The organism is Psychrobacter cibarius, assembly GCF_904845955.1.
Taxonomy (GTDB): domain Bacteria; phylum Pseudomonadota; class Gammaproteobacteria; order Pseudomonadales; family Moraxellaceae; genus Psychrobacter; species Psychrobacter cibarius_B.
In genome coordinates, this window is sequence record NZ_CAJGYX010000001.1 from 112,101 (window position 1) to 137,712 (window position 25,612).

Here is a 25,612-nt window from a genome sequence, read left to right on the forward strand (position 1 = left end):
AATGGTAACCTTGGAACTCTTATAGTCTCTATAAGAGTTCTAAAGTGACGTTCATACAATGTTTTATATTTTTGGCTATATTTAGGTACATATATTATGAAGAAACTTAAAAGGTTATTTAAGAAAAAAGAAGATAAAGAGACTGATGTAAAAAATAACAATAAAGATGTTATTACTCAAGTTGATAAGTTAAAAGAATACATGCATCTTATCGAAGAAGAAAATAAGCAGTTAAAGCAAAACCAAAAAGTATTGTTAGCAGAAAGTAATACGATATCATATCAACTGGGAAAAACTATTATAGATAGTCTAAACGACAAGTCTATTAGTAAGGAACTGCCTTCGAAGTTGTTAGATATATATGTGGAATCAAGAAAAAGAAGACATTCACGCATAGAAGATGCCCCATTACTAGATAAGTTACTTATATTTCTTAAAGATAATTCTCTGACAGAAGCACAAAGAATAAAAAATGTAAACCCAATAAAAAGTATTAATTATCATCAGGATAGCAGCTTTGATGATCATCATAATATACGCCTAAAGAAAGTCATACTAGATAATAAAAGTGGTTGTGAAGACAATGATCTTATACAGACGCAACAATCTTACGCATTGAAAATTCAGAAAGATGCACCCCTTAGTTTGTTCAAATCTCAAGATGCTATAGAGCTATCAGAAAAGACCACTATTTGGTATACAATACCAGTGAAAGCTGGACAAGCGCTGATAATAAAAGCGGCTTCTCAATATCGAAATACGGGAAACATTATCAATCGTAAAGCTATATTGTTAATCAAAAGCTATGATTCAAACGATAATGAAGTTCATAAGCCTTGTGGAAAGATGGCTCATTCTAAGCAATTGAATGCCTATTTCAGGTATCTGCCATCTACCAACAATGAAATTGAAGATTTGCATACCTTTGTCGTACCTAATGAGATCAGTCAAATTCATATTGGACTGCGTAGTTTTAACACGACTAAAGATGAGCAGGTCTTTATTAGCAACTTTAGTGTTGAGCCAAAGGTAGATGCGTCTCAGTTAGAGGAAAAACCATCGTTTGGTTCTTTTAGCCATTTAGACACTATAGAGCTATTACAAAATGTTCCTGTTTGGTATGAAGTGCCAGTGCAAGCTGAACAAGTTCTAACAATAAAAGTTGCTTCTGAATATCTAAATACGCAGGCTACTGATCGTAAAGCTATACTGCTTTTGAAAAATTTTAACTCCATTGGCGATGAGATTCATGAGTCATGTGGGAAAATGTCTTATTCTTCCAATTTAAAAGGCTATTTTAAATACTTACCTTCTACTAATAACAAAGTTCAAGACTTACATACTTTTGTCGTACCTAGTGGGGTCAGTAAAATTCATATTGGACTGTGCGGCTTTAATATGGCTAAAGATGAGCAAGTCTTTGTTAACAGCTTTAGTGTTGAGCCAAAGGTAGATGCGTCTCAGCTTATTAAATTTGTCGCTCCAAGCGAGCAGGCAGCAGAAATTAGTATTATCGGCTGGCCCTACTACCCGATTAATAATAAACCTAATATTATAGGTATTATGGATGAATTCACTACAGGCTCTTTCGAGCAAGACGTAAACTTAATCCAGCCTAGACCAGACAACTGGTTTGCTTTGGCAGAAAAATACAAGCCAGTACTATTTTTCATCGAAAGTGCGTGGAAAGGCAATTATGGAAGTTGGCAGTATCGCGTGGGCCAATACGCTAATAAACCAGGTTATGAGATTGAGCATATCTGTCAGTACGCTCGTGATAAAGGCATACCTACATTATTTTGGAATAAAGAAGACCCTGTTCACCATGACAAGTTCATGTGCAGTGCCAAACTAGTAGATCATATTTATACAACCGATGCCAATATGAAAGCATCATACACAGCAAAAACTGGAAATACTAACGTACATTCATTGCCTTTTGCAGCGCAACCTGCTCTGCATAAACCAGCACCGTTATTAGGCCGAAAGTCACGGTCATGTTTCGCTGGTAGTTGGTATGGCAATCGTCATGCTGAACGAGGTGAGGCGATGAACTGGTTGCTACAAGCGGCTAATAAGTATGGTTTAGATATTTACGATCGCAATTATGGCACTGGTATTTTCCCTTTTCCAGAAGAGTATCAAGCAGGTACCAAAGGTAGCTTACCTTATAAAGAACTTTGCAAAGAGTATAGCCGTTATCGAGTGTTTTTGAATGTCAACTCAGTCACTGATTCACCTACTATGTTTTCGCGTCGTGTTTTTGAGCTCATGGCTAGCGGGACACCAGTTGTGAGTACTTATGCTAAAGGCATCGAAACTCTGTTTGACTCAGATGCTGTATGGTTAGTTAATAGTCAAGAAGAAGCTGATAATGCGATACGCACATTGATGAGTGATGATGTAGAGTGGCGTAGACGAAGTTTAGCCGGTATCCGTGAGATATTCTCAAAGCATACCTATGCTCACCGTCTCAATAGTATTTTTTCAGATCTGAATATAGAAAGTCGTATCACTACGAACCCTAATATTATGCTCTTCGCAAAAGCTAATAGCCTAGAAGAAATTGATATTTTTAAACAATTTTCTGAGAAACAAAGTTATAAAGAATTCCTTTTGGTTATTGAGTATGCACACAGTACATCTTTAAAGAAAACCACGCTATCTGAAAACATCGTTCTTATTGAGCCAGATGAAAGGAATACTTGGGCCGCCAAAAACCAAAAATATTATGCTATCGCCGGTTGGGTGACGTCTCATAATTACTATGGTGAGCATTACTTACGTGATCTTATCAATGCTAGTATTTATGAACCAGATGCCAAAGGTTGGGCTAAGGCACTTAATAATGATGTATTTGGTTATGGTGAGCAAGGGCTATTAAGCGGCGCACTTTGGGACACAAATGAATTTCTTAGAGGTCATATTGATGCTCAAGCTGATGTTAGCATTATAGATGCTGACCTATATTTAGCGGACAGTGATCAGTTTAAAAATATAGCTTTAGAACGCCAACAGGTGAGAGGAGCTTAAAATGTTAAAACGTGTATTAATATGCGCCAATCCTGACCTTAATTATATAGATGGCTCTTCTATTTGGGCACAAACCATAGCCTTAGCAACAGCGGCAACCGCTACTGCGCAAGTTGACTTCATAGCTAAAAGCACGCCAGAGCGCGATGAGTTGTTTGCCCCACTCAAAACTGCACAGCATCTTAATATTATTGATGGTACTAAACATCAGCACTGGCAAGGTAAGAGTTACAAACGTCTATCCTTAGCTATGATGGCTGAGCTTGCAGTCGCTCTTAATCATATTTATGCTTACGATGTCATTATTGTCCGTGGTTTAGAGATTGCCACTGAGTTGCTAAAGTTTCCTGAGGTACTGTCTAAGTGCTGGATGTACCTAACAGACATTCCTCAAAACCTAGCTGATTATGATACTGAACAACAGCAGGTTATGCAGAGTATTGGTCAAGGGTGTCAAAAACTACTGTGCCAGACTGAAGGTTTTAAAACACTATGGCAAGCATTAGTACCGAGTCTTAAAGACAATAAGTTCAATTTGTATACGCCAGTTATCCCCGATATTCCGGATGACTTATCTTTGATAGCAGAGCGTCCTGTGCGCGCTATTTATGCTGGTAAGTTCAAAGCCGACTGGATGACTTTGGAAATGGTGAACGTTTGGCCAAGTATTCATTCTGGGTTACCAGAAAGTGAGTTTGTGATGATTGGCGATAAGATACATAATGAGCCTTTCCACCCCGAATATCAGCAGCACATGCAGCAAGCTTTAGAAGATACAGATGGTTTGCTTTGGTTCGGTGCTCAATCTCGAGAGGTGGTTCAGCAAAAACTGCAACAAGCTAGAGTGGGCCTCTCTTGGCGAGCAGAGAGCATGAATGATACGGTGGAATATTCTACTAAAATTTTAGAGTATGGCGGTGCAGGATGCGCTGCTATTCTTAACCGTAATGCATTACATGAGCAATTATTAGGAAGTGACTATCCTTTATTCGCTAATAGCGCAAGGGAGTTTTCTCAGCAGCTTACTCGTGCGCTAATGGTTCCTGAAGTTGCTCAGCAAGCTGCCGATGCACTACAGAAACTAGCGAAGAGACATACCTTCTCAACACGTGTGAACGAGATACGACAATGGCTAGCAGACATACCTGCTGTACCTAAGGCTGTAAAAAAAACACGCATATTAGTAGCAGGACATGATCTCAAGTTCTTTACTTTATTACAGAGTAAGCTTGCGGCCTCAGGACAGTTCGAGTTTCTGATTGATCAGTGGCAAGGTCATGATAAGCACAATGAATCACAAAGCCATGCATTACTACAACAAGCTGATATCGTTTTTTGTGAATGGTGTTTAGGTAACCTTAAATGGTACTCGCATCATAAATTACCGCATCAGCGTCTTATCGCTCGCTTTCATCTTCAAGAGCGAGAACTACCTTATGTGGCAGAAGCTAACTGGGATAACATTGATCATATTAGTTACGTTAGTGAGTTTATTCGACGCGAAGGGCAAAAAACTTTTGGATTTCCTTATGAAAAGACTTCGGTAATCGCTAATTTGCTAGATGATAAAAAGTTTACACCTAAGAAAAAAACTGATGATTCTCGTTATACGTTAGGTATCATTGGTGTAGCCCCATCTCGCAAGCGTTTAGATCGGGCGATTGATTTATTAGAAGCATTATTAGAAGAAGATGACAGATATTGCTTGCGTGTCAAAGGGAGGAATCCACTAAATTATAACTGGTTACTGAAGCGTGAAGATGAATTAGCTTATTATCAGCAAGTGTTTGAACGCATTAATATAAACCCTAAATTAAGATACAAAGTCATTTTTGATCCACCTGGCGATGATGTTAATGAATGGTTCACTATGGTAGGTTTTATTCTTTCTCCATCCGATTTTGAGTCTTTTCATATGGCGATAGGTGAAGGGATGTTGACGGGGTCAGTACCTATAATATGGGATTGGGACGGAGCTGCTGAAATTTGGGGTGAAGATAATATAATTAGTTCTTTGGAAGGAGCTAAAAATTTAATTATAAACTCTAACTTAAATAAGGAACTTGATAATACAAGGCATGTATTAGAGCGTCTTTCATCAAAAAAAACTGTTGGTCTTTGGGAGGATTTACTTAAATCCAATACATGTACTGACTTATAGAGATTATTGAATAAATTATTTGGTGTTATTATGAGTGTTAAAAAAGTATTGGAATTTGAAAAAGATGGATTTATACCTGTAAATAGACCAGATTTACAACCTTATCCAATGAGTATTCCTTTTGATTGGGCGATTGACCCTTATAATGATTCTAATTGGTGCTTCCAGTTGAATACATTAAGATATTTAATGATTTATTTAGGAGCATATAATGAAACTAAAGATAAAGAATATATTTTGAAGCTTATTAAATGGATAGAGGACTGGTGAGCATTCATTCGGAAAAGTAATATTGAGTTCGCTTGGCATGATATGGCTACGGGCATAAGATCTGAAAAATACAAATTCTATTTGAAGCTTGTGATAATAATAATATCAATAAACCATATTTTTTCAAGAACTGGTAAATAAGCACTTAGAAGTTATGATGTCTGAAGGCTTTTTAGAAGTAATCACAACCATGGTCTTTATGTAATACATGGCATTAGATGTCTAGCAGAACTTATTGACGATAATAAAGAAGTTATAGAGTTTTGTGAGAAAGGTTGGGATGAAATATTGGAAAACCAACTTGACGAGAATTTTATTCATAAAGAACATTCTCCTCATTATCATTTTCTCTTTGTCGAAACTTTAGACAGATATTTGAAAACTAATTTTTATGATAACTTTCCAAAAATGCACAAATACTTCAGTGAAGCAAAAAAGAACTGCGATTTTCTAACTTTGCCAGATGGAAGAGAAATACCGTTTGGAGATACAGACAACGCTTTATCTCGAACACCAAAATATAAAATACCATCTAGCGAAAAACTAACTCTATCCGGATACTTTGTCTATAAAGATTGTGAAGACCTTACTTACTTGGCTTTAACAAATAGTTATCATAGTACAGTTCACAAGCATTGGGATAATTTATCCTTTATTTTTGGTTATAAAGGTCAAGATATACTTATGGATCCCGGTAAGTATAAATATGATAATAGTGACCATATAAGAAAGTCAGTGGTAGAGTCGAAATCTCATAATACAGTAAATATTAATGGACTGGTATGGGGAAGAAGAAACCTAATAAAAAACTCACTAAGGCTCATAGGTAAAATTGATAAAAAAGGTATAGTCAAATGTTTTTCTAGAATAGCATTGGAAACTCATAAGGAAAAAATACTGATAAACCGTAATATGTATTATTATCAAGGATTTTTAAAAATCAAAGATAGAGTTGATATAAAAGGTAATTATTATTCTATTTTCATATTAAATAAAGACGCTAAGTTATTGAAAATAAATAATGACGGTTCTTATATTTATATTTTTAATGAAACAAAGGTTAGTTTTAAATTCTTAAGTGATGATGAGAAGATTGTTTTACCAACAATAATTAATACTCCTGTATCATACAGCTATGGATCTTATAATAATAGTATCACACTTAAAGTTAATTTTAATAAAACCCTAGATACAGAGATGCAGATACTGTAGGAATACATATATATATACATAAATCAACTTATTATGCTTTAAAATTAAAGTTATGACTTTTATTAAAATTTAAGGAATACAATGTTTGATATAGAAATTAAAAATCTAGAGAATAGTATTGTTGTAAGTTTAAAAAATACTAATAACAATTTCTGTGAGTACGCTTTCTATTTATATGAGGATGGTAGCAAAATTAGTACCATTTGGTATCAAGAATCACCTACAATAAATTTTGATATTGACATAAAAGGCGTTGAGTATTTCGTAAAATGTTTTATTAAAGATAATAAAAAAGAAAAAACTGAAATTATTACCTCTGAAAAAATTTTTATCGAAAAAGTTAATTATGATTTAAAAAAATGGAGTGATAAAGTTGAACTTACCTCATTAGATGAGATTAAAAATGATTTACAATTTAAGGACGGGGTAAAGATATTTAAACATAAGGAGCAAACAATTGATTTTTTGGTTGATGGTTCGGATCGCTTTGAAAAAGATAGAGGCATTTTAATTTGTTTTTCAGCTGCAGTTCCTAATCGCTCGGAAAAGTCAGCACCATTCTTTTCAGGCATGAAAATAGCTTTGCAAATGAATATGCCTATTATTGCAGTTTCTGACCCTTCATTAAGCTTTTCTAACAATCTATCTTTAGGATGGTATGCAGGAAATGAGAATATCATTGATTTGCCCAAAGTAATTGCTAATATTTTAGATCAATACGCCACTACTCTCAATACGAACTTAATATTATTTGGAGGCTCGGGCGGAGGTTTTGCGGTTTTATCTGTTATTGATGAGATGGAGACCGACGCGACAGGTGTCGTATGGAATCCACAAACTTCTATTTCTGAATTTGATCCAAATATAGTTCGTAACTATATAGAAAGCAGCTTCCTCGAAGATACCTATGTATCTAGTGAGATTATAACTTTTTAGAGACAAAAGGTATTAAACATGATTTAACAAAAAGTTATAAAAATAGAAAGAATAATAAAGTTTTGTATATGCAAAATTTAGGCGATACTGATCATATCAGAAAACATGCCAACCCTTTTATTAAATCATTAAATGCAAAAAAAATAGATAAGTACTCATACTCTACTAATTCAGGGGTATGCTTGTGGATTAAATATTGGGGAAAGGGTCATATTGTTCCAGACTACGAGATGAGACTGAATGTAATAGATAAGCTTATTGGGAAAAAAAATATAGAGGATATCGCATTAAGCCTATATAAAAGTAAAAATATGATTACAGATTTTGAATGCCTATCTGTATCTGAGTTAGGGCAGATTGGTAATGATACATTAGAAAACCTATGCAAGGATTTATTTATTGATAATAATTTGCTTTTTAATTCAATTAATAAAGAGCTGTTTTATGGGTCTAAACCAGTATTTAGTAAATGGCTAAATAATAATAACTATGTATATTATGAAGGCGATTTGAATTTTTGGATTGTTCAAAGATTTCACTTCTGTTACTGTGTCATATTTCTTGATTTTGAGTTAATTGTATATCGAGGCGGTAGAGGAGTTAAATTATCGTCAGCAATTAACGATGTGGATGCTATTACGCAGGATGGTTTTATACCACTAGTTGAACCAAAAATATCATTGATAAATGGATACTATAGACCTTATCATTATTTTTACGATACTTTACAAACCTTAGAACACAGTAAAATTTCCAATTTTAATGAAATTATAGACTTACAAGAAATAGCATTCCTTCCATCTAGTATTCTAGCTCCAAGATTGAATAATAAAGTAATCTCAGTTGAGGAATTACCTGCATATCTTAAAAACAAAAATAGCGTTGCGATAGCATTAAGTTCAGTTCGCCCAATTAAAGGTTTGAATTTTATTAAATCGTTTTCAGATAAAATTTATGATAGAGTTGAAGCAACATATAAATTGTCTGATGAGTTTGTTGAAAATAATTTTATTATATGGATAGGTATTTGTCAGGAGTCACGACAATGGTTTGAGCAACAAACTGCCTTAGAAGGACTGATTAATAAGATTAAAGCTCTTAGAAAAGATGTTCATTTTATTTTCGATGGGCTTACTTGTCCTCATTATTTGAATGAAGACGAGTATAAGTATGAATATTGCACTAAAGAAATTGAATTATTAGAGGAAATAGTTAAAAGTACCGGTCTAAAAAGCGCTGATTTTTCAAATACTATAGGAGCACATGCTTTTAAAAAAATTTATTTTTCGAAACTAGTTGACTTTTTCATTACTGATGCACTAACAGATTCTATATGGCCGGCAACATTTGGCAAGAAACCAGGAGTTGCATACTCTATCGAAAGGAGTGAAATAGTACAATATCATCCAAATACTGAATTTGTTCCTCAAGAGCACGTCATTGAGTCTGGTGATCAAACCGGTAATTGGGCTAGAGTTGGTTTCAGTATAGATCCTGATTTCTTTATAGACTTTACTATAAGTGCGTTAGAACAAAAAACTTCATTTTATTTTTAAGAAAACTTACTCAAGCTTATTATTTATAATTAATTTTTTAAAATTAAATGCTGTATATCAATGTTTAGAATCATTTTAGACCACTAAAGTTAATAACTATATTATTAATAGAAACTACTAGGTAATTAGATATGGGTTTATCATTTTTAGATTGCACACTCCGTGATGGTGGTTATTACAATTCTTGGGACTTTTCACCTGAGTTAATTAATGACTACCTCATTGCTATGCAGGCCGCGGGTGTAGATGTAGTAGAGTTAGGTCTTCGCTCAATTCAAAATAACGGTTTTAAAGGTGCTTGTGCTTACACTACTGACGAATTTTTACGTAGCTTGAACCTACCTGCTGACTTGATCATTGGCGTCATGGTTAACGGGAGTGAGTTAGCCAGTGATAAGCCACAGGTTGATGTTTTAGAAGCATTATTCCCAGTATCAGCAAATGAAACACCGGTTGATTTGGTGCGCATTGCTTGTCATGTACATGAATTTGAGAAAGCTTTAGAGTCAGTATCATGGCTAAAAGACAAGGGGTATCAAGTTGGTTTTAATTTGATGCAAGTCGCTAACTGTTCAGAAGACGAAGTGAAAGCATTAGCGCGTATGGCCGCTGATTACCCAATAGATGCTTTGTATTTCGCTGATAGTATGGGAAGTATGACGCCAGATCAAACGGCTGAGATTATCAATTGGTTCCGTAGTGAATGGACAGGACCTATGGGTATACACACTCATGATAACCTAGGTTTAGGTCTATCTAATAGTTTGCGAGCTATTGAAGAGGGTGTAACATGGATAGATTCTACTGTGACAGGTATGGGACGAGGGCCTGGTAATGCGTTAACAGAACAATTGGCCATTGAGATAGCTAGTCTACGAAACCAATCTGCGAATTTTGTGCCTCTAATGACATTAATACGTACACATTTTGGCCCTATGAAAACGGCTTATGGTTGGGGCACCAATCCTTATTATTATCTCGCAGGCAAATATGCTATTCACCCCTCTTATATTCAAGAGATGCTGAGTGACTCGCGTTATAGCGAAGAAGACCTTTTAGCAGTGATTGAGCACTTAAGAGTCGAGGGCGGTAAGAAGTTTAGTTTAGATACCTTAGAGGCTGCTCGTCATTTTTATCATGGAGAGCCTAAAGGAGAGTGGCTGCCAACTAGTGTCTTTGAGGGACGAGATGTTCTACTATTAGGTACGGGGCCTGGTGTCGCTCAGCATCGCGAAGCATTAGAGCGCTATATCCGTCAAGAAAATCCTTTAGTGCTGGCACTAAATACTCAAATATCAATCTCTGCTAACCTTATTGATTTGCGAGTGGCTTGCCATCCAGTACGCTTATTGGCTGACTGCGAAGAGCATACTAAGCTTCCCCAACCTTTAATCACACCTTATTCAATGTTGCCCAAAGATGTGCAGCAAGCGTTAGGCAATAAAGAGGTATTAGATTTTGGTATCAATGTGCAGGTCGATACTTTTGAATTTGCAGACAGTTATTGTACTATTCCCAATTCTTTAGTTGTATCATATGCATTGGCACTTGCTACTAGTGGAAAAGCCAATCAAGTTATGTTGGCAGGTTTTGATGGTTATGGTGCAGATGACCCCCGCAGCAAAGAGATGCAACACCTATTTAGAACTTATCGAAACAATCCTCTTGCTTTGCAAATCGAGGCGATAACTGCAACACGCTATAACCTAAAAAATAAGTCTGTGTATGCGCTACAAAAAAACACTTGAGACTAATGTTTAATAGTTATTGTAAGGAAGGATATGCGTAGTGTCGTTATTATACCGGCTCGCTATAGTTCGAGTCGCTATCCTGGGAAACCCCTAGTACATCTTCTTGGTAAACCTATGATACTGTGGGTAGCAGAGCTATCTGCCATAGCAGTGGGTAAAAGTAATGTTTATATAGCCACTGAAGATGAGCGAATTGAAGAAGTGGTAAAAAAAGCGGGTTTTCAAGCAGTGATGACTTCTGATGACTTACCTACTGGTACAGATAGACTGGCAGAGGCTGCACAAAACATTGCTGCTGATATCTATATCAACGTACAAGGCGATGAGCCTTTGGTAGATCCTCAGGATATTATTAAAGTGAGAGATGCCAAAATAGCCAACATGCAGGACGTTATTAATGGTTTTAGTTGGCTCAGTGAGGATGAAGACCCAAATAATGTCAATATACCAAAAGTTATCACGAATGAGAATAATGAGCTTGTATATATGTCACGCGTATCTTTGCCTGGCTACAAGACAATTGAAAACGCTCCTAAGTCCTATAAAAAACAAGTATGTATATATGCCTTTACCAAACATGAGTTAGAAAGCTTTTACCGATTCGGTAGAAAGAGTCAACTAGAGCATTGTGAAGATATAGAGATACTTAGGTTTTTTGAATTAAATAAAAAGATTAGGATGGTTGAGACTAAGCCTGGAAGTTTGGCAGTTGATGTACCTAGTGATGTGTCGAAAGTTGAGGCAGCAATGCGTGAGGTAATGAGTAGATGAGTATGAGTCTGCCATTATCTGACTATAAGACTTTCATCTTTGATTGTGATGGAGTTCTTCTCGATTCTAATAAAGTCAAAACTCAAGCTTTTTATCAGGCAGCGTTGCCGTATGGAGAAGCGGCTGCTCAAGATTTATTAGAGTATCATGTTGCAAACGGAGGTATTTCAAGATATCAGAAATTTGCTTATTTCTTAGAGCATATAGTTCCTTTACATACACCAGTCGCTGTAGAGGCAGATTTAGAGTCCTTACTCAGCACCTATGCTCAATTGGTACAGGAAGGACTACTTAGCTGTAAAATAGCGACAGGTTTAAAAGAGCTACGATATCAAACTCGGCAAAGTAAATGGCTAGTAGTATCTGGCGGTGATCAAAAAGAACTTCACAGCATCTTTGCACAGCGTAATTTGACCTCTCTTTTTGACGGTGGTATTTTTGGTAGTCCTGATAATAAAGATCACATATTAGCTCGTGAGTTAGATAGTGAAAATATTCAATTCCCTGCTTTATTCTTAGGAGATAGCAAATACGACTACCAAGTTGCTCATCAAGCTGGAATCGACTTTGTGTTTATAAGTGGGTGGAGTGAAGTCGAAGCTTATGAAGGGTGGTGTAAAGTTAATAACTTGTCCAGTATTAAGAGCATTGAAACTCTATTATTATATAGTCAGTTCACAATAAAATAAATACAACCCATATCCTGAAATAGCTTAGGCAGATTATTCTCCATCCACCCTTGGCGTAGAAACTTAGCTTGAGCCCATTTCTTTTCAATGGGGTTTAGATCAGGACTGTAGGGTGGCAGCCATAGAATACGATGACCGTGCCTGTTCAGTAGTTTTTGAATACGCTTGCTCTTATGAAAGCGGGCATTATCCATAACGATCACGCATTTAGTCTTGAGACTTGGAATTAGCGTGAACTTGCACCAGTCATAAAATATATGGCTGTTGATATTTTGTTCAAAGTAATCAAGCGCAAACAGCATCTTTTTATACAAAGCACCGATGACATTAGTGCGCTTTTTTGCTTGCCAGTTGAAGCTGTCGATACAGGGTTTGCCTATCGGTGAGTATCCGTAAGGTCTTATAGTTTCAGCCTCAAAGCCGCTCTCATCCATATACACAATGGGATAGCCTTGCTGTGTAAAGCGATCAAGCTTACTCTGATACGACGCTCTTTTATCAGGCAGGCTTTTGGATGCTCTAAGGTCTTTTTTTTGACTGATACCTAGGCGTTTTAAAGCAGTGTGCATGCCGGTCTTACTACAGTTGAATCGCCTAGCTCGCTCATACAAATAGTCATCTGGATGTTGTTCAACGTCTTTTAAGAGAGCTTCATTCGGTATTTTAGTCGGTGGTTTATTCCGGGTTTGTTTGATACTTGAATCTTTGAGCCAGCGCTGTAATGCGGTTTTGCTAATATTATAAAAAGTACAAGCCTGACGGATACTCATGTCTTTGTTTTTGACACTTTTAATCACTTGTGCTCGAAAATCTGCTGAATAGGTCATTTGTTATTCTGCCATTTCGCTTGTTTTAAAACGATTGTATCTTATTTAAAAAGAACTGACTATAGCGTTTACTTTGTGGATTTTGTTAGTTAATGGGTTTTTTTCAATGTATTAATAAATAGAGAGATATACTTTAGAGGTCATTAGAATAATGCCCAACATCATTGGATTATAGATTCTTAATAAAAAAAACGGTGGTGTATCAAAAAGTATGCTGGAGTAATAAAGGAAGGGTGACAGCCGAAGCAAGATGATATATTTGAGGTTATGAAGACACAAATACAGATCAATTGCCCCGACTGTCACAGTCCCAGTTTAAAGAAAAACGGCATAAAAAGCTATGGCAAGCAGAACTACCAATGTAAGGACTGCAAACGCCAGTTTATTGGCGATCATGCGGTAACCTATAACGGCTGTCACTCTAGAATAGAAGATCTCATACGACTGATGACTGTCCGAGGTTGCGGCGTTAGAGACATAGCCGTTATAGCCAAGGTTAGTATTGGAAAAGTGCTTAGTACTATAGGCTCATCCATTTACAAGATTGTACCTAAGAAGCGCTACTATGAACGCTTAGAGGTTGATGAGTTCTGGACTTACGTATATCGCAAGAAGCGTAAAGTTTGGCTTATTTATGCTTATGACCGTGCTACTAATGAGATTGTCGCTTATGTCTGGGGCAAGCGTGACTTAAAAACGGCTCAGAAACTAAGAGCACGTCTTAAGCAACTTAAAGTGAGCTATGACTCTATTAGCATGGACAATTGGGACAGTTTCATAACGGCCTTTAAAGGTGATAACAAACGAGTTGGCAAACAGCATACGGTAGGTATAGAAGGTAATAACTGCCGTCTTAGACACCGATTAAGACGATCGGTTAGAAAGACTTGTTGCTTCTCAAAAAAGCTTGATAATCACTTTAAAGTATTCGATCTGGTGTTCTTTTATGTCAATTATGGCTACGTCTGATGCCAGCATACTTTTTAGAACACCACCAAAAAAACTTAAGCCAATAAAGTGAGTAAGGTAATCAATAAAGTATTATAGTAAGTTAGGCTTTTAGGGTATCTATAATATAGTACCCACAACTAAATTTTATAGCGTTCTAAGGGTTAATTATGTTTAATGTAAGCATTTCTGCAGAAGATAATAAAATCTTCGGTAAGCTTGTTGTCGATAGTTATTTTTTTGAAGAAGCTAAGTATGATTATGCTTTTTATTTATATAATGACAGCCAGAAAGGGAAATTAGATGCTAGGTGGTATAGGGATAGTAAAGAAGTAACTTTTGATTTAGTAGGTATGTCTGGAAATTTTTATATCCGATGTTTTATTCGTGATAAAGAGATTAAAAATAAAAGAACTTATGATTCTGAAAAGATAGCTATCGACCTTTAGTACTATAAAAAGCAGTTTTTTATTTTTACTAACTTTTCTAAAATTAACTTTCAATTAATTAACTAAGACCATATAGTTTTTATACATAAAAAAATAATATAGTTGCTATAGTGCCAGCTATTCTATTTAGTAGGTACAATACAATGAGATATTTATTTAATACCTCTAAAGAGATTAGAGTCGCTTTAATAAGTGACGAGTTAACGTCTTTAGCATTGGACGAAAGTTCTGTAAAAGTTTTTCAAATTAAAGATAAAAACTGGTTTCAGCTATTTAAAATATTTAAACCTGACTTTATATTGGTTGAATCAGTATGGCGAGGTTATAAAGAGTCATGGCGTTATAAGGTTGCCAATTACCCTGATTATCCTGAACGTAATAATGTTGAGCTACGCAAGCTTTTAGAGATGGCGGATCAGTATAATATTCCTGCTGTGTTTTGGAATAAAGAAGATGCTGCCCATTTTAATCGCTTTATTAATTCGGCCAGTTTATTCAAATATATACTGACCGTCGATTCGAACTGCGTTGAGCGCTATCAGGCGATATTGGGTGATAAAGTAAAAGTAGGGGTGTTACCCTTTGCTGTGCAGCCTAAGTTTCATTATCCTGCCACCTCACCACCGCGTCACCGTAAGAGCCTATTTATCGGCAGTTATAGTAAGCATGTCCATAATGCTCGGCAAAAGTGGCAAGATATGGCATTTAGTGCAGCGTCGCCCTTTGGATTAGATATCATAGACCGTAACTCAGACCGTAAGTCTGATGTCTATCGCTATCCAGACTTACCTAATACTAACGTATATCCTGCGGTCGCTCACAATAAGACTGGCGATATGTATCGTCAGTACTCGCATGCACTTAATGTCAATACTGTGACTGATTCACCGAGTATGTTTTCTCGTCGATTAGTTGAGATTATGGCATGTGGTAGATTAGCGATTACTAATCCCAGTTTGGCAGTTAGTACGCGCTTTGAGGGTATGTGTGAAGTTGTCGACAGTAAAGAGCAGGCTGATGAACTATTCGCGCAGTTATCTAAAGGCTATACTAAGCATCAGGAAGAAATGATGCGTTATGCGAGTGCCCATGTGTTAGAAAACTATAACTACGATCAATGGCTCCAGCATATTATAGACTTTCTTGAATTATAGCGTAATACTCACAATGCAACTCTACTTAAGTTTTTAGAAAGCATTAATAAAGTAAGCCTGTTAGCAATGACTAATAGGCTTTTTTGTACTCGTTAGAAAACTTATCCTAGCCAATAACCAGCTGCTCCAAACTATCATCAGCCGTTGCCAAATTAGCTACCATAGATAATGCATGCGCTTGCTGGTGAGCAGTCGATTTTGGTGTTGCCGCTGTACCATCACGCAACCAGTTATTGTCAGGTTTTGAGGTGTTCTGATTATTTTGCTGATTTTGTAAGTTGTACCAAGCCAAGTCATCATGCAAGCTTACGACATCACCCATAATCAGCAGAGCAGGCGTGGGCAACTGGCTTTTTTCTTGCAACTCAACGATATTGGCAAGCGTACCTGTTAATACTTGCTGATTGGGCATACTAGCATTAGAGACAATGGCAATTGGGGTGTCGCTACTACGCCCAGCGTCAATCAAGCCTGTCGTCAAGCGCGGCAGCGAGTGCAGCCCCATATAAAACACTACTGTTTCATCAGTATTCAAAAAGTTTTTGAAGTTACTATTGGGCGCGCCAGCCTTTAAAAACCCAGTGACAAAACGTACTGATTGCGAATGGTCACGGTGCGTGAGTGGAATACCTGCATAACTGGCGGCAGCGTTAGCAGCAGTAATACCAGGTACGACTTGATAAGGGACGCCGTGCGCACGTAAGCTTTCAATCTCTTCACCGCCGCGGCCAAAGATAAAGGGATCGCCACCTTTTAGCCGTACCACACGGCGACCTTCTTTTGCACTATTGACCAACAGCTCATTGATACCAAGCTGTGCGACGGCATGATTGCTGCGTTTTTTACCGACAAACACTTTGTCAGCATCGCGGCGGCATAGGTCTAATACTTGCGGAGAAACTAACGCATCATAATAGACAATATCGGCTTGCTGCATGAGACGCAGCGCTTTAAAGGTAAGCAGTTCTGGATCACCGGGGCCTGCACCGACGATATAAACTTCGCCCATTGTATTTTTTACGGTTTGGGATTCTGTAGATGTATTATCTGCTGTATTTTTTTCATTGATAGCGGTTGCAGTGTTATCTAAATCGGCTTGCAATTGGGCAGCCGCTTCCTTCTCATTACCGGCAAACATCAACTGACTGACTTGACCTTCAAAGGCGCGTTCCCAAAACTGGCGACGTCCGGTAAGGGTTGGAATTTTTGTTTTTACCTCACTACGAAACTCGCCAGCCAGCTTGGCCAATTTTCCATAACCTTGTGGAATTAAAGTTTCAAGACGAGCGCGCAGTAAACGTGCCAGCACCGGCGCTTTACCGTTAGATGAGATACCAATCACAATTGGATTGCGATCGACAATGGCAGGAAATATAAAATCGCATAAATGCGGGGTATCAACGACGTTGACGGGAATATTCAGCTCGCTAGCATCAGCGTGAATCTGATGATTGAGGGTTTCATCATCCGTTGCGGCGATAATAACGCGTGCACCTATCATATAAGCTTTATTGTAGTTTTCACAAATGAGTTCGTGCTTACTATCTGAGAGTAAAGCTTGTATTTCAGCACTGATACTTGGCGCAAGAATCGTGATAACAGCACCTGCGCGACGGAGCAAGTCAGCTTTACGTAGTGCGACATCACCGCCACCAACGATCAATACTTTGCGGTCTTCTAATTTAAAAAATAGCGGAAAGGTGTTCATAGCATCACCAATGATTCAATCAATATAAAATATGCCACCATTATGAGGTATCACGCGCTACGTCTCATGCAGTGAATTGGCATTAACATATTCGTTTTTGTCATGATAAAGGTGTTTTTTGCTAGGATGTGGAATAGGTAGGGAATTAAAATGCAGAATCGCGATATAAAAAACCACAAGCTAACTTTTAAGCTTGTGGCTGTTATTTATATTAGATTTTTGCGTTAGGTATTAACAAGGACGAGATTCAACCTTGTAAAGCAACCTATTCAAACTCACTTAGCATTTTAGTAATACGCGCATCTTTTTGTTGCCAAATATCCTCTAACCAATCAAACATCATCTTTTTAGTGGTCTCGTCACGGTCATAACCGCCATCCATGATGGCCGCAAATAACTCGTCCGGTATGGTTAAGCGAGTCACATCGACACCCAAGCGTCGAATATTGCCTTTCCATAAATCATCATAATCAGGCGCGCCGTCTGGGTAGACGATAGTGATATCTAAAATAGAATCCAATTCATCGCCTAACGCATTAAGCGCTAACGACAAACCGCCAGCGCGTGGTTTTAACAAATGCTGATAAGGAGATTTTTGTTGGTCATGTTTTTCTTTAGTAAAGCGCGTGCCTTCCAAATAGTTTAATAGGGCAAAGGGTTTGTCTTTTAATTGACGACAGGCACGCTTAGCCTCAAGGAGATTTTGTTTTTTAAGTTCTGGATTCTTTGCCATCGCTTTGGCAGAAAAGCGCTTCATCATTGGAAAGTCTAAGAAGTAAAATGCTTGACCGATAACGGGGATATAAATCAGATTAAACTTAGTAAAAAATCGCGTTAAAGGCAGCGTATCTTGGCTGATATATTGCACGATACTGGTGTCGACCCACGATTGATGATTGCTTACCAAAAGATACTGCTTGTCTTCGCTCAAGTCGTCGGGCAGATTAATGCGCCAGTCTTTATGGGGTAGCGCGTGGTCAATCACGGCATTATTACTATTAATCCAGTATTTGGTAATCGCAATTAATGCATCATCCGCAGCTTTCGCGCCAGTCAATACTTTTGCCGCGCCTAAGCTCCAAATAGGCAGACCAACCATCGCACTGTTGGCCGTGAGGACGCCTGTACCGGTCAAAAAGGAGGCTGCTTTACCTACAGCTGGCAGCTTATCGTGCAGTTTTTCATAGAATGAATCGATTTTTTTTATAAAGGGCATAACAAATATCCATATTGATGAGCGCGAGTGCCTATAAGGATTGGGCAACTTCGTCCATGATTTGGCTTTAAAAAGTCAGCTTAATGACGTGCAGCCCACTAAGGCAAGCCATAGAATACCTCAATGTTAAACAATAAGACGTTAAAGAAACGTTAATGTTTTAATCAAAACGATTGTAGAACGCCACTTTCGTATTGATTTTCATGTCAATCACCATAGTTAACACAAAAAAAAGCGATGATTTTAATGTCATCGCTTTTTTTATTTAATATTATTGGCTTTGTACTGAATTGCTGATTAATTACTGGCTAATTACTTACAGCTGCGTGTGCAGACCACACTCACGGCTTTCTTCAACCTTAGTCGGATCAAAGTAATCAAACTCATTTGGTAGATTATGCTCTTTAAGATACACGTCTAAATCAGCGTCATTTTTCTCAAATAACGGCGCTACTTTTAACACACCATCTTTTGATAAGCTAAGCACATCAAGACCTTGGCGGAATTCAGTTTGATCTTTACGAATGGCATTAAACCAGACATCAGGTTTTAGCTCATCGAGTGCACGGCGGAATGGCTCAAGTTTTACTTGGTCAGTGAATTCGTCATGCTGCGGATTGTCAATGCCTGGGATACCGTTCATGGTGGCATCACGATAGGCTGCTGTTTGCTTAGGAATATAAGTGATAACGTTTAAATTCAAATCACGGATAACTTTATTGGCAAATTGATAGGTCGCATCGGTGTTATAACCTGAATCTACCCACAATACCGTGATATCAGGGCGCTGCTTGGCGACCAAATGCAAAATCGCAGACTCATAAGGGCGGAAGTTGGTGGTAATGATTGGGTTTTTCGCTTGGGTCAGTGCCCATGCAACGATTTCTTCTGGTGATTTACCCTGCAGGTCTTGGTTGGCTTGGTCGATATCTAGATTTGGATGTAACTGGCTCATGGTAGATTCCTCAATTGTTGTGAATATAAAAACGATAAATAATAAGTTTTATGGTTGATGCTACATCAAGCACCTGCAAACATTGGTAGTGCGGCGGCATTGCGACCGTCATAACTGCTAGCAAGAGCGGTAAACGCTTGTGAGATCTTAAAGTCCGACTGTAAGTCGTGTTCATTGAGCACAAAGCTGTCGACGCCCACACGTAAGAGATAGGCAATTTGATCACGGCCGAACGCGCCAGCCACTCGAATCTCGCCTGTATAACCGATTTGGCGCAGCGTTTGTACAAAGCTAAAATTGCGTCCATCAGCGAATTTGGGCACATGAATGACGATGAGATCCTGCTTTAACAGCAGCTCACTGAGCGCTGCCAAGGCATCTGTATCTGTATCAGCGGTCATCCATAATCCAACACGGCTACTATGTTGAATGATTAACTGATAGACCTCTTTGAGCAAACCGCTTGCCAGCGCCCCTGAGCCGTCCAACAAATCAGCAAGTGGGACTAGAACGTCAGGCTTATCTTGCTTATGCAGCAGCTCAAGTAGCGTGATATCTACCGAGGCGATACCATCTGGTAACGTCTCAGTGGTTAACGCATGCCAGCTATCGTTATGGCTAATATCGACGCCCTGACTATCCAAAATATGGTGATTAGCCATAGACCTTCTCCTTAAAGGGATCAATACCGACGCGCTCAACCAATTCGCCAAAGCTTTCTACATCGTTATCGGTGGTGGCACGCAAATCGACATAGACATCAACGATCTTTTGAATGGTGTCAGCAACCGCTTCGGTAGGGACGGAGCGGCCTAGTATTTTGCCAAGTTTGGCATCGTTACTCGAGTTGCCGCCAAGACTGATTTGATACCAGTTTTCACCTTTTTTATCGACACCCAGTATACCGATATCGCCCGTATGATGGTGCGCACAAGCATTGATACAACCCGACATGTTTAAGCGGATATCGCCAAGATCATATAGGTAGTCCAAATCGCTAAACTGCTTTTCAATTTGCTCAGCGATATTATGGGTGGTGGCGTTGGCAAGCGAGCAATAATCCCAACCTGGGCAGACGATCATATCGGTCAAGGTATTGATATTAGGTCGTGCCAGATGTAGCTCAGAAAGCTGTTGCCATAACTCGTATAACTGATTGGTTTGCACGTCAGCGAAGACTAAATTCTGCTGATACGTACCGCGCAGCTCGCCAAAGCTATACTTGTCAGAAAGGTCAGCAAGCGCATCCATCTGCGATTCGGTGACATCGCCTGATGGGACGTATTTACCGTCAACCAATCCTGCTTTTAAAGAAATGACAACCGCACGGTAACCAGCGACTTTATGTGCCACAGTATTTTGGTTGTACCAATTGGCAAAATCCTTATCAGCGCTCAATTGCTGCTGCAAATCAGACTGTGCTTGTAGCGCATCAAAGGTCACATAATCAGGTTCACTAAAGAAGCTACTCGCATGCTCAAAGTTGGCATCCGTCAGCGTCAGTGGCCCGTCCTTGGTATGTGCTTCCCACTCAGCATCGACCAATTTGGCAAAGGCAGGGCCGCCCAAGGTATCGACCAAAATCTTGATGCGTGATCGGTATTTACTGCCTTTATCGCGGCGACCATGTAGGTTATAGACGCGCAATATGGCATCTAGATAGCTAAGCAGATGCTCGCGAGGTAAAAATTTATTGATCACTTTACCAAGTACTGGGATACGACCGAGACCACCACCAACTAGCACTTCAAAGCCAAGCTCGCCATCTTCATTTTTCTTTAAATGCAAACCGACATCGTGGACTTGCGTCGCTGCACGATCATTATCAGTGCCGATAACGGCAATCTTAAATTTACGCGGCAAAAAAGCAAACTCAGGATGAAAGGTCGACCACTGGCGAATGATTTCGCAATAAGGGCGCGGATCGGCAATCTCATTTTGATGAATGCCGGCATAAGGGTCGGTGGTGGTATTACGGATACAGTTACCAGAAGTTTGAATAGAATGCATCTGTACCGACGCCAGCTCTGCCAAAATATCTGGCACCTCTTCTAGTTTTGGCCAGTTCAGCTGCATATTGGTACGGGTAGTGAAGTGTCCGTAGCCTTTGTCATATTTACGGGTAATCTCCGCCAACTTACGCAATTGGTAGCTGGCAAGCAGACCGTAAGGAATGGCGATACGCAACATCGGCGCATAACGCTGGATATAGAGGCCGTTTTGCAAACGCAGCGGCAAAAATTGCTCTTCTGGCAGCTCGCCTGCCAAAAACCGTTCGGTTTGGTCGCGAAACTGGGCGACTCGTTCTTCTACCAAGGCTTGGTCAGCGTAGTTATATTGATACATGACGTAATCTCAATTTTTTAAACATAAAAGCAGCGACGAAAATGATTGGCGTGTGTAATCAATCTTATTGCCAGTCGCAAGGTAAACAATTCAGAGTCACATCATATAAGCTTGCGCCTGCAAACATAAATTCCTTTAAGACATATGTATATCCAAAGTCAGCATAAATTTTCATAACGAAAGTTAGGTAGCCTATGCTTATCAAATTTATCACGACTTATTTCATCACTACCTATAAAGGTTTCAAAAAATGACATCTACCACTGCTAACCAACAGCCATCAAAACTTGTTCCGCCACATGGCAGCAGCGAGCTTAAACCATTACTATTAAAGGGTGATACCCGCAACCAAGCATTGAAACTTGCCAGCAGCTTGCCGACGATTACCCTGAGCTCGCGTGAGCGTGGTGATTTGATTATGCTCGGTATCGGTGGCTTTACGCCGCTAAATGGCTTTATGAACCAAGCGGATTGGCAAGGGGTGGTTGATGATATGCGCCTGCAAAGTGGCAACAATGCTGGCTTGTTTTGGCCAATTCCCATCACTTTATCAGCGCCGAAAGAAACTGCCGACAGCCTAAACCAAGGTGATAAAGTCGCGTTAGTGGCGCAAGATGGTGAGATTATGGGCATCTTGACGGTAGAAGAGACTTATATCATTGATAAAGAGCATGAGTGTCAGCAAGTTTTTACCACCACTGATAGCGAACATCCGGGCGTGCAGCAAGTACTTAACCAAGGTGAAGTAAATATCGCAGGTAGTGTCGAAGTATTGAGCGAAGGCGAGTTCCCAACCTTATATCCGGAAATTTATAAAACCCCTACTGAAACGCGGGAAATACTGGATGCCAAAGGCTGGAAAACGGTTGCCGCTTTCCAAACGCGTAATCCAATGCATCGCTCACACGAATACCTTGCCAAGATTGCTATCGAGATTTGTGATGGAGTCTTGATTCATTCATTGCTCGGGGCATTGAAGCCAGGCGATATCCCAGCCGAAGTGCGTCAAGAAGCCATCAAAACCTTGATTGATAATTACTTTAGACAAGATACGGTTATTCAAGCCGGTTATCCGCTAGATATGCGCTATGCCGGTCCACGCGAGGCATTACTACATGCCGTATTCCGTCAAAACTATGGCTGTAGCCACTTGATTGTTGGTCGTGACCATGCTGGTGTCGGCGATTATTATGGTGCCTTTGATGCACAAACGATATTTGAACAGGTTGGTAAAGATGATCTTATCACTCAACCACTAAAAATTGGCTGGACGTTCTGGTGTAATGCTTGTAATGCCATGGCATCAGATAAGACTTGCCCGCATGAAGCGTCTGAACACGTTAAAGTATCAGGTACGAAGCTGCGTAAAGCGCTATCAGAAGATGAAGAAGTACCAGACAACTTTAGCCGTCCAGAAGTATTACAAATTTTGCGTGATTATTATGCTGGTATCGCAAGAGAGGAACGTGCTGAAGTGAAATTGGTTGGTGCCTCTGCGGTGTAAACCAAGATTATCAGCATACAAACCAGTATCAAAAAAAGGTGTCAGATGATAAGTCTGACACCTTTTTTTGATACTGGTTTTCAACGCCTGTTATCTAAGCTAGCGTTCGTTATCTATTAAATCTCTAAATCTGTTGTCAGCTTTTGATAGTCACCAATCAATGTGCCACCGCCAGAGCAGAAGTAGTTAAGCGCGTATTTATCTTGACTATCAATAGTCAGCTTATCATCCTTAAATTGAAAGAATGCTGTACTGTCATTGACTTTGCTTTGGAAAATAATGCCGTGCGCGTCGTCTTGACCCATTAATGTCGCCTTGCTATCAAACTGGCAACTGGGCTTTTTAATATCGCTACGGGCGCGAACCTTTATGTTGATTTGCTGATCACTCTCTGCCCGTACCATGACGCCAACCCAATCATAGCCTTGCGCGCGCTTTTCATAACCTTCATCAGCATAATCTCCAACGACTGCTTGCACAGCTGGCATGACATCGGCTATAGGTTGTTTTATGGCTTGGTGATTCACGCTAGGTGTCATGTTATTACAGCCACTTAAGGCAAACAGAGCCGCCGATGTGGTGAAAAATACCGAAAAAAAGCGTGAGTGACGAGCGGCACGAGGTGGAGACATGATCATTTAAGTACCTTTGATAAAGGAGTGATTAAGAGGAATGGTCGTTATCTAAACGAAACGCCTAACAGCATGGCTGTAAGGATATTAGAGATAGTATCGTTTACATAAAGGCTCGTCTATTTGACATACTCCCACCACTTTCGCCAAGCTCAAGTGGGGGGATTCTAAAAGCAAACGCTCTTAGGCAACATTCTCACGAATATCACAAGTTTTCTGTTTCAACGGGCGACCCTTTACCGCATCTTCCCTCCGCAGACAACACGGCATGCCCTGCCGCTAATATGTTGCGAGCCGCGTTAACATCTGCGTTCGCAACATAACCACATTGGACGCACTCAAATTTTGATTGAGTTTGTCTATTTTCTTTGGCGACATGCTTGCAGTTAAAGCAGGTTTGGCTGGTGTAACGTGGATTGATTTTCACTAGCAGCCCACCTTGCCATTGCTGCTTGTACTCAAGCATATTGACCATCATGGCCCAGCCTTGATCCAAAATTGATTTATTCAATCCTGATTTGGCTTTGACATTATAACCTTTTTTCTCCATCGACCCGCTTGCAGACTTCGACATATTGGTTACTTTTAAGTCCTCACAAGCAATCATAGCGTGGTTTTTGCTGATGCTGGTGGTGATTTTATGCAAGTAGTCATGACGAATATTGGCGATATGATGGTGCAATTTCTGTATCTTACGGTTTTGCTTTTTCCAGTTTTCACTGAATTTTACTTTCTTGATTAATTGACGCTGTAATCTAGCAAGCTTGAGTTGATTGGCTTTAAAGCCGTTTTTAGGTTTGATGTATTCACCATTTGAGGTGGTGAGTAGTTTGCTGATACCCATGTCTAATCCAATAGCGCTTATGGCAGGATGCCGAGGGTTCTCAGCCAGTTCAAGTTCACACCCAAACGACACGTACCAGCGCCCTGATTTCTTGCTGATGGTGACGTTTTTGATGGTGCCGATAATGTTTTGGGATTTTCTAAACTTCACCAAGCCAATACCGTTGGGTAGTTTGACTCGATTGTCCTCAACACGGCAATATTTATCAAACTGAACCAAGCGAATTGAGTCGCAGCCATCGGACTTGTGCTTAAATCTTGGCATCAGTGGACGTAGTTGGATCTCCGATCCATCAGCCAATTTAAAGAACTTGGGTTTACGGGGTTTCTTTTTATTTTCTTTTAACCTGGCATGGACTTTGGGGTCAAAAAAACGTGACCAAGCAGAGGCGAGATCACGTACTTTTTGTTGTAAAGCCACCGCATTTGAACTGGTTTTTAGGAAGTCAAAATCAGGATTACTTTTTAAATCTATAATTTTATTAACCAGATTGGTGGCATTAATAAACTCGTTGTTAGCAAACATCTCAAATGAGATTGCCAGCATTTGATTCCAAACAAAACGCGCAGAGCCGACAAGATTATTTAAAATAACCGTTTGCTCCGTATTAGGCTCAAGCCTAAATTTATACGCTTTGTTGATCTTCATAA

At 39.1% G+C, this 25,612-nt stretch carries 20 protein-coding genes and 1 pseudogene; 13 read left to right on the forward strand and 8 right to left on the reverse strand.

Annotated elements, in window-relative coordinates; genetic code table 11:
* Positions 1 to 96 precede the first annotated feature (96 nt).
* The 9 genes from JMV76_RS00435 to JMV76_RS00475 all read left to right on the forward strand — a co-directional run bounded on the left by JMV76_RS00435 (position 97) and on the right by JMV76_RS00475 (position 12,379).
* Complete coding sequence (locus tag JMV76_RS00435; RefSeq protein WP_201501235.1) at positions 97 to 3,033, forward strand: CgeB family protein; 2,937 nt, start codon at positions 97 to 99, stop codon at positions 3,031 to 3,033.
* 1 nt (position 3,034) lies between these two features.
* Positions 3,035 to 5,194 carry a glycosyltransferase family protein gene (locus JMV76_RS00440; RefSeq protein WP_201501236.1) on the forward strand — a complete coding sequence of 720 codons (2,160 nt, stop codon included), beginning with the start codon at positions 3,035 to 3,037 and terminating at the stop codon, positions 5,192 to 5,194.
* A gap of 30 nt (positions 5,195 to 5,224) precedes the next feature.
* Complete coding sequence (locus tag JMV76_RS00445) at positions 5,225 to 5,464, forward strand: hypothetical protein (RefSeq protein WP_201501237.1); 240 nt, start codon at positions 5,225 to 5,227, stop codon at positions 5,462 to 5,464.
* Between the two features lie 288 nt (positions 5,465 to 5,752).
* Positions 5,753 to 6,676, forward strand: a complete 924-nt coding sequence (locus tag JMV76_RS00450; RefSeq protein WP_201501238.1) for a heparinase II/III domain-containing protein — start codon at positions 5,753 to 5,755, stop codon at positions 6,674 to 6,676.
* A gap of 81 nt (positions 6,677 to 6,757) precedes the next feature.
* Entirely contained in the window at positions 6,758 to 7,612 is an 855-nt protein-coding gene (locus JMV76_RS00455) for a hypothetical protein (RefSeq protein WP_201501239.1), read from the forward strand.
* 68 nt (positions 7,613 to 7,680) lie between these two features.
* Positions 7,681 to 9,168, forward strand: a complete 1,488-nt coding sequence (locus JMV76_RS00460) for a hypothetical protein (RefSeq protein ID WP_201501240.1) — start codon at positions 7,681 to 7,683, stop codon at positions 9,166 to 9,168.
* A gap of 131 nt (positions 9,169 to 9,299) precedes the next feature.
* On the forward strand, positions 9,300 to 10,916 hold the full coding sequence (locus JMV76_RS00465) for an aldolase catalytic domain-containing protein (protein ID WP_201501241.1): 1,617 nt from the start codon (positions 9,300 to 9,302) through the stop codon (positions 10,914 to 10,916).
* Between the two features lie 33 nt (positions 10,917 to 10,949).
* Positions 10,950 to 11,690, forward strand: coding sequence for a 3-deoxy-manno-octulosonate cytidylyltransferase (locus JMV76_RS00470; protein WP_201501242.1), 741 nt, complete (start codon positions 10,950 to 10,952; stop codon positions 11,688 to 11,690).
* A gap of 2 nt (positions 11,691 to 11,692) precedes the next feature.
* Positions 11,693 to 12,379 carry an HAD family hydrolase gene (locus JMV76_RS00475; RefSeq protein WP_201501243.1) on the forward strand — a complete coding sequence of 229 codons (687 nt, stop codon included), beginning with the start codon at positions 11,693 to 11,695 and terminating at the stop codon, positions 12,377 to 12,379.
* On the opposite strand, the gene JMV76_RS00480 is transcribed toward JMV76_RS00475, so the two are convergent.
* Positions 12,361 to 13,206 (reverse strand): IS630 family transposase, encoded by an 846-nt coding sequence (locus JMV76_RS00480; RefSeq protein ID WP_201501244.1) that lies wholly within the window; start codon positions 13,204 to 13,206, stop codon positions 12,361 to 12,363. The genes JMV76_RS00475 and JMV76_RS00480 overlap by 19 nt on opposite strands.
* A 267-nt stretch (positions 13,207 to 13,473) precedes the next feature.
* Here JMV76_RS00480 and JMV76_RS00485 point away from each other — a divergent pair, with 267 nt between their 5' ends.
* The 3 genes from JMV76_RS00485 to JMV76_RS00495 all read left to right on the forward strand — a co-directional run bounded on the left by JMV76_RS00485 (position 13,474) and on the right by JMV76_RS00495 (position 15,757).
* Positions 13,474 to 14,175, forward strand: coding sequence for an IS1 family transposase (locus JMV76_RS00485; RefSeq protein WP_201501245.1), 702 nt, complete (start codon positions 13,474 to 13,476; stop codon positions 14,173 to 14,175).
* A gap of 149 nt (positions 14,176 to 14,324) precedes the next feature.
* Entirely contained in the window at positions 14,325 to 14,603 is a 279-nt protein-coding gene (locus JMV76_RS00490) for a hypothetical protein (RefSeq protein ID WP_201501246.1), read from the forward strand.
* Positions 14,604 to 14,746: 143 nt separating this feature from the next.
* On the forward strand, positions 14,747 to 15,757 hold the full coding sequence (locus tag JMV76_RS00495) for a CgeB family protein (RefSeq protein WP_201501247.1): 1,011 nt from the start codon (positions 14,747 to 14,749) through the stop codon (positions 15,755 to 15,757).
* A 106-nt stretch (positions 15,758 to 15,863) separates the two neighbouring features.
* Here JMV76_RS00495 and cysG read toward each other — a convergent pair whose 3' ends face one another.
* The 5 genes from cysG to JMV76_RS00520 all read right to left on the reverse strand — a co-directional run bounded on the left by cysG (position 15,864) and on the right by JMV76_RS00520 (position 21,982).
* Complete coding sequence (gene cysG, locus JMV76_RS00500; protein ID WP_201501248.1) at positions 15,864 to 17,465, reverse strand: siroheme synthase CysG; 1,602 nt, start codon at positions 17,463 to 17,465, stop codon at positions 15,864 to 15,866.
* Positions 17,466 to 17,730: 265 nt separating this feature from the next.
* Complete coding sequence (locus tag JMV76_RS00505) at positions 17,731 to 18,681, reverse strand: acetyltransferase (RefSeq protein WP_201501249.1); 951 nt, start codon at positions 18,679 to 18,681, stop codon at positions 17,731 to 17,733.
* A gap of 316 nt (positions 18,682 to 18,997) precedes the next feature.
* A complete protein-coding gene (locus JMV76_RS00510; RefSeq protein ID WP_201501250.1) occupies positions 18,998 to 19,636 on the reverse strand; it encodes a phosphoadenosine phosphosulfate reductase domain-containing protein in 639 nt (212 codons plus the stop codon).
* 65 nt (positions 19,637 to 19,701) lie between these two features.
* On the reverse strand, positions 19,702 to 20,298 hold the full coding sequence (locus JMV76_RS00515) for a DUF934 domain-containing protein (protein WP_201501251.1): 597 nt from the start codon (positions 20,296 to 20,298) through the stop codon (positions 19,702 to 19,704).
* The gene (locus JMV76_RS00520; protein ID WP_201501252.1) at positions 20,291 to 21,982 is read right to left on the reverse strand and encodes a nitrite/sulfite reductase; all 1,692 of its coding nucleotides are present in this window, start codon (positions 21,980 to 21,982) and stop codon (positions 20,291 to 20,293) included. Before JMV76_RS00520 ends, JMV76_RS00515 begins: the two co-directional genes overlap by 8 nt.
* Positions 21,983 to 22,232: 250 nt before the next feature.
* On the opposite strand from JMV76_RS00520, the gene sat reads away from it, so the two are divergent.
* Entirely contained in the window at positions 22,233 to 23,486 is a 1,254-nt protein-coding gene (gene sat, locus JMV76_RS00525) for a sulfate adenylyltransferase (protein ID WP_201501253.1), read from the forward strand.
* A 116-nt stretch (positions 23,487 to 23,602) separates the two neighbouring features.
* Here sat and JMV76_RS00530 read toward each other — a convergent pair whose 3' ends face one another.
* Complete coding sequence (locus JMV76_RS00530; protein ID WP_227678943.1) at positions 23,603 to 24,118, reverse strand: hypothetical protein; 516 nt, start codon at positions 24,116 to 24,118, stop codon at positions 23,603 to 23,605.
* Between the two features lie 183 nt (positions 24,119 to 24,301).
* A pseudogene (locus JMV76_RS00535) lies at positions 24,302 to 25,610 on the reverse strand (RNA-guided endonuclease InsQ/TnpB family protein).
* Positions 25,611 to 25,612: the final 2 nt, after the last annotated feature.

Coding starts and splice junctions, on each gene's coding strand:
- JMV76_RS00435 (WP_201501235.1), top strand. CDS start 97: ATGAAGAAACTTAAAAGGTTATTTAAGAAAAAAGAAGATAAAGAGACT.
- JMV76_RS00440 (WP_201501236.1), top strand. CDS start 3,035: ATGTTAAAACGTGTATTAATATGCGCCAATCCTGACCTTAATTATATA.
- JMV76_RS00445 (WP_201501237.1), top strand. CDS start 5,225: ATGAGTGTTAAAAAAGTATTGGAATTTGAAAAAGATGGATTTATACCT.
- JMV76_RS00455 (WP_201501239.1), top strand. CDS start 6,758: ATGTTTGATATAGAAATTAAAAATCTAGAGAATAGTATTGTTGTAAGT.
- JMV76_RS00460 (WP_201501240.1), top strand. CDS start 7,681: ATGCAAAATTTAGGCGATACTGATCATATCAGAAAACATGCCAACCCT.
- JMV76_RS00465 (WP_201501241.1), top strand. CDS start 9,300: ATGGGTTTATCATTTTTAGATTGCACACTCCGTGATGGTGGTTATTAC.
- JMV76_RS00470 (WP_201501242.1), top strand. CDS start 10,950: ATGCGTAGTGTCGTTATTATACCGGCTCGCTATAGTTCGAGTCGCTAT.
- JMV76_RS00475 (WP_201501243.1), top strand. CDS start 11,693: ATGAGTCTGCCATTATCTGACTATAAGACTTTCATCTTTGATTGTGAT.
- JMV76_RS00480 (WP_201501244.1), bottom strand. CDS start 13,206: ATGACCTATTCAGCAGATTTTCGAGCACAAGTGATTAAAAGTGTCAAA.
- JMV76_RS00485 (WP_201501245.1), top strand. CDS start 13,474: ATGAAGACACAAATACAGATCAATTGCCCCGACTGTCACAGTCCCAGT.
- JMV76_RS00490 (WP_201501246.1), top strand. CDS start 14,325: ATGTTTAATGTAAGCATTTCTGCAGAAGATAATAAAATCTTCGGTAAG.
- JMV76_RS00495 (WP_201501247.1), top strand. CDS start 14,747: ATGAGATATTTATTTAATACCTCTAAAGAGATTAGAGTCGCTTTAATA.
- cysG (WP_201501248.1), bottom strand. CDS start 17,465: ATGAACACCTTTCCGCTATTTTTTAAATTAGAAGACCGCAAAGTATTG.
- JMV76_RS00505 (WP_201501249.1), bottom strand. CDS start 18,681: ATGCCCTTTATAAAAAAAATCGATTCATTCTATGAAAAACTGCACGAT.
- JMV76_RS00510 (WP_201501250.1), bottom strand. CDS start 19,636: ATGAGCCAGTTACATCCAAATCTAGATATCGACCAAGCCAACCAAGAC.
- JMV76_RS00515 (WP_201501251.1), bottom strand. CDS start 20,298: ATGGCTAATCACCATATTTTGGATAGTCAGGGCGTCGATATTAGCCAT.
- JMV76_RS00520 (WP_201501252.1), bottom strand. CDS start 21,982: ATGTATCAATATAACTACGCTGACCAAGCCTTGGTAGAAGAACGAGTC.
- sat (WP_201501253.1), top strand. CDS start 22,233: ATGACATCTACCACTGCTAACCAACAGCCATCAAAACTTGTTCCGCCA.
- JMV76_RS00530 (WP_227678943.1), bottom strand. CDS start 24,118: ATGTCTCCACCTCGTGCCGCTCGTCACTCACGCTTTTTTTCGGTATTT.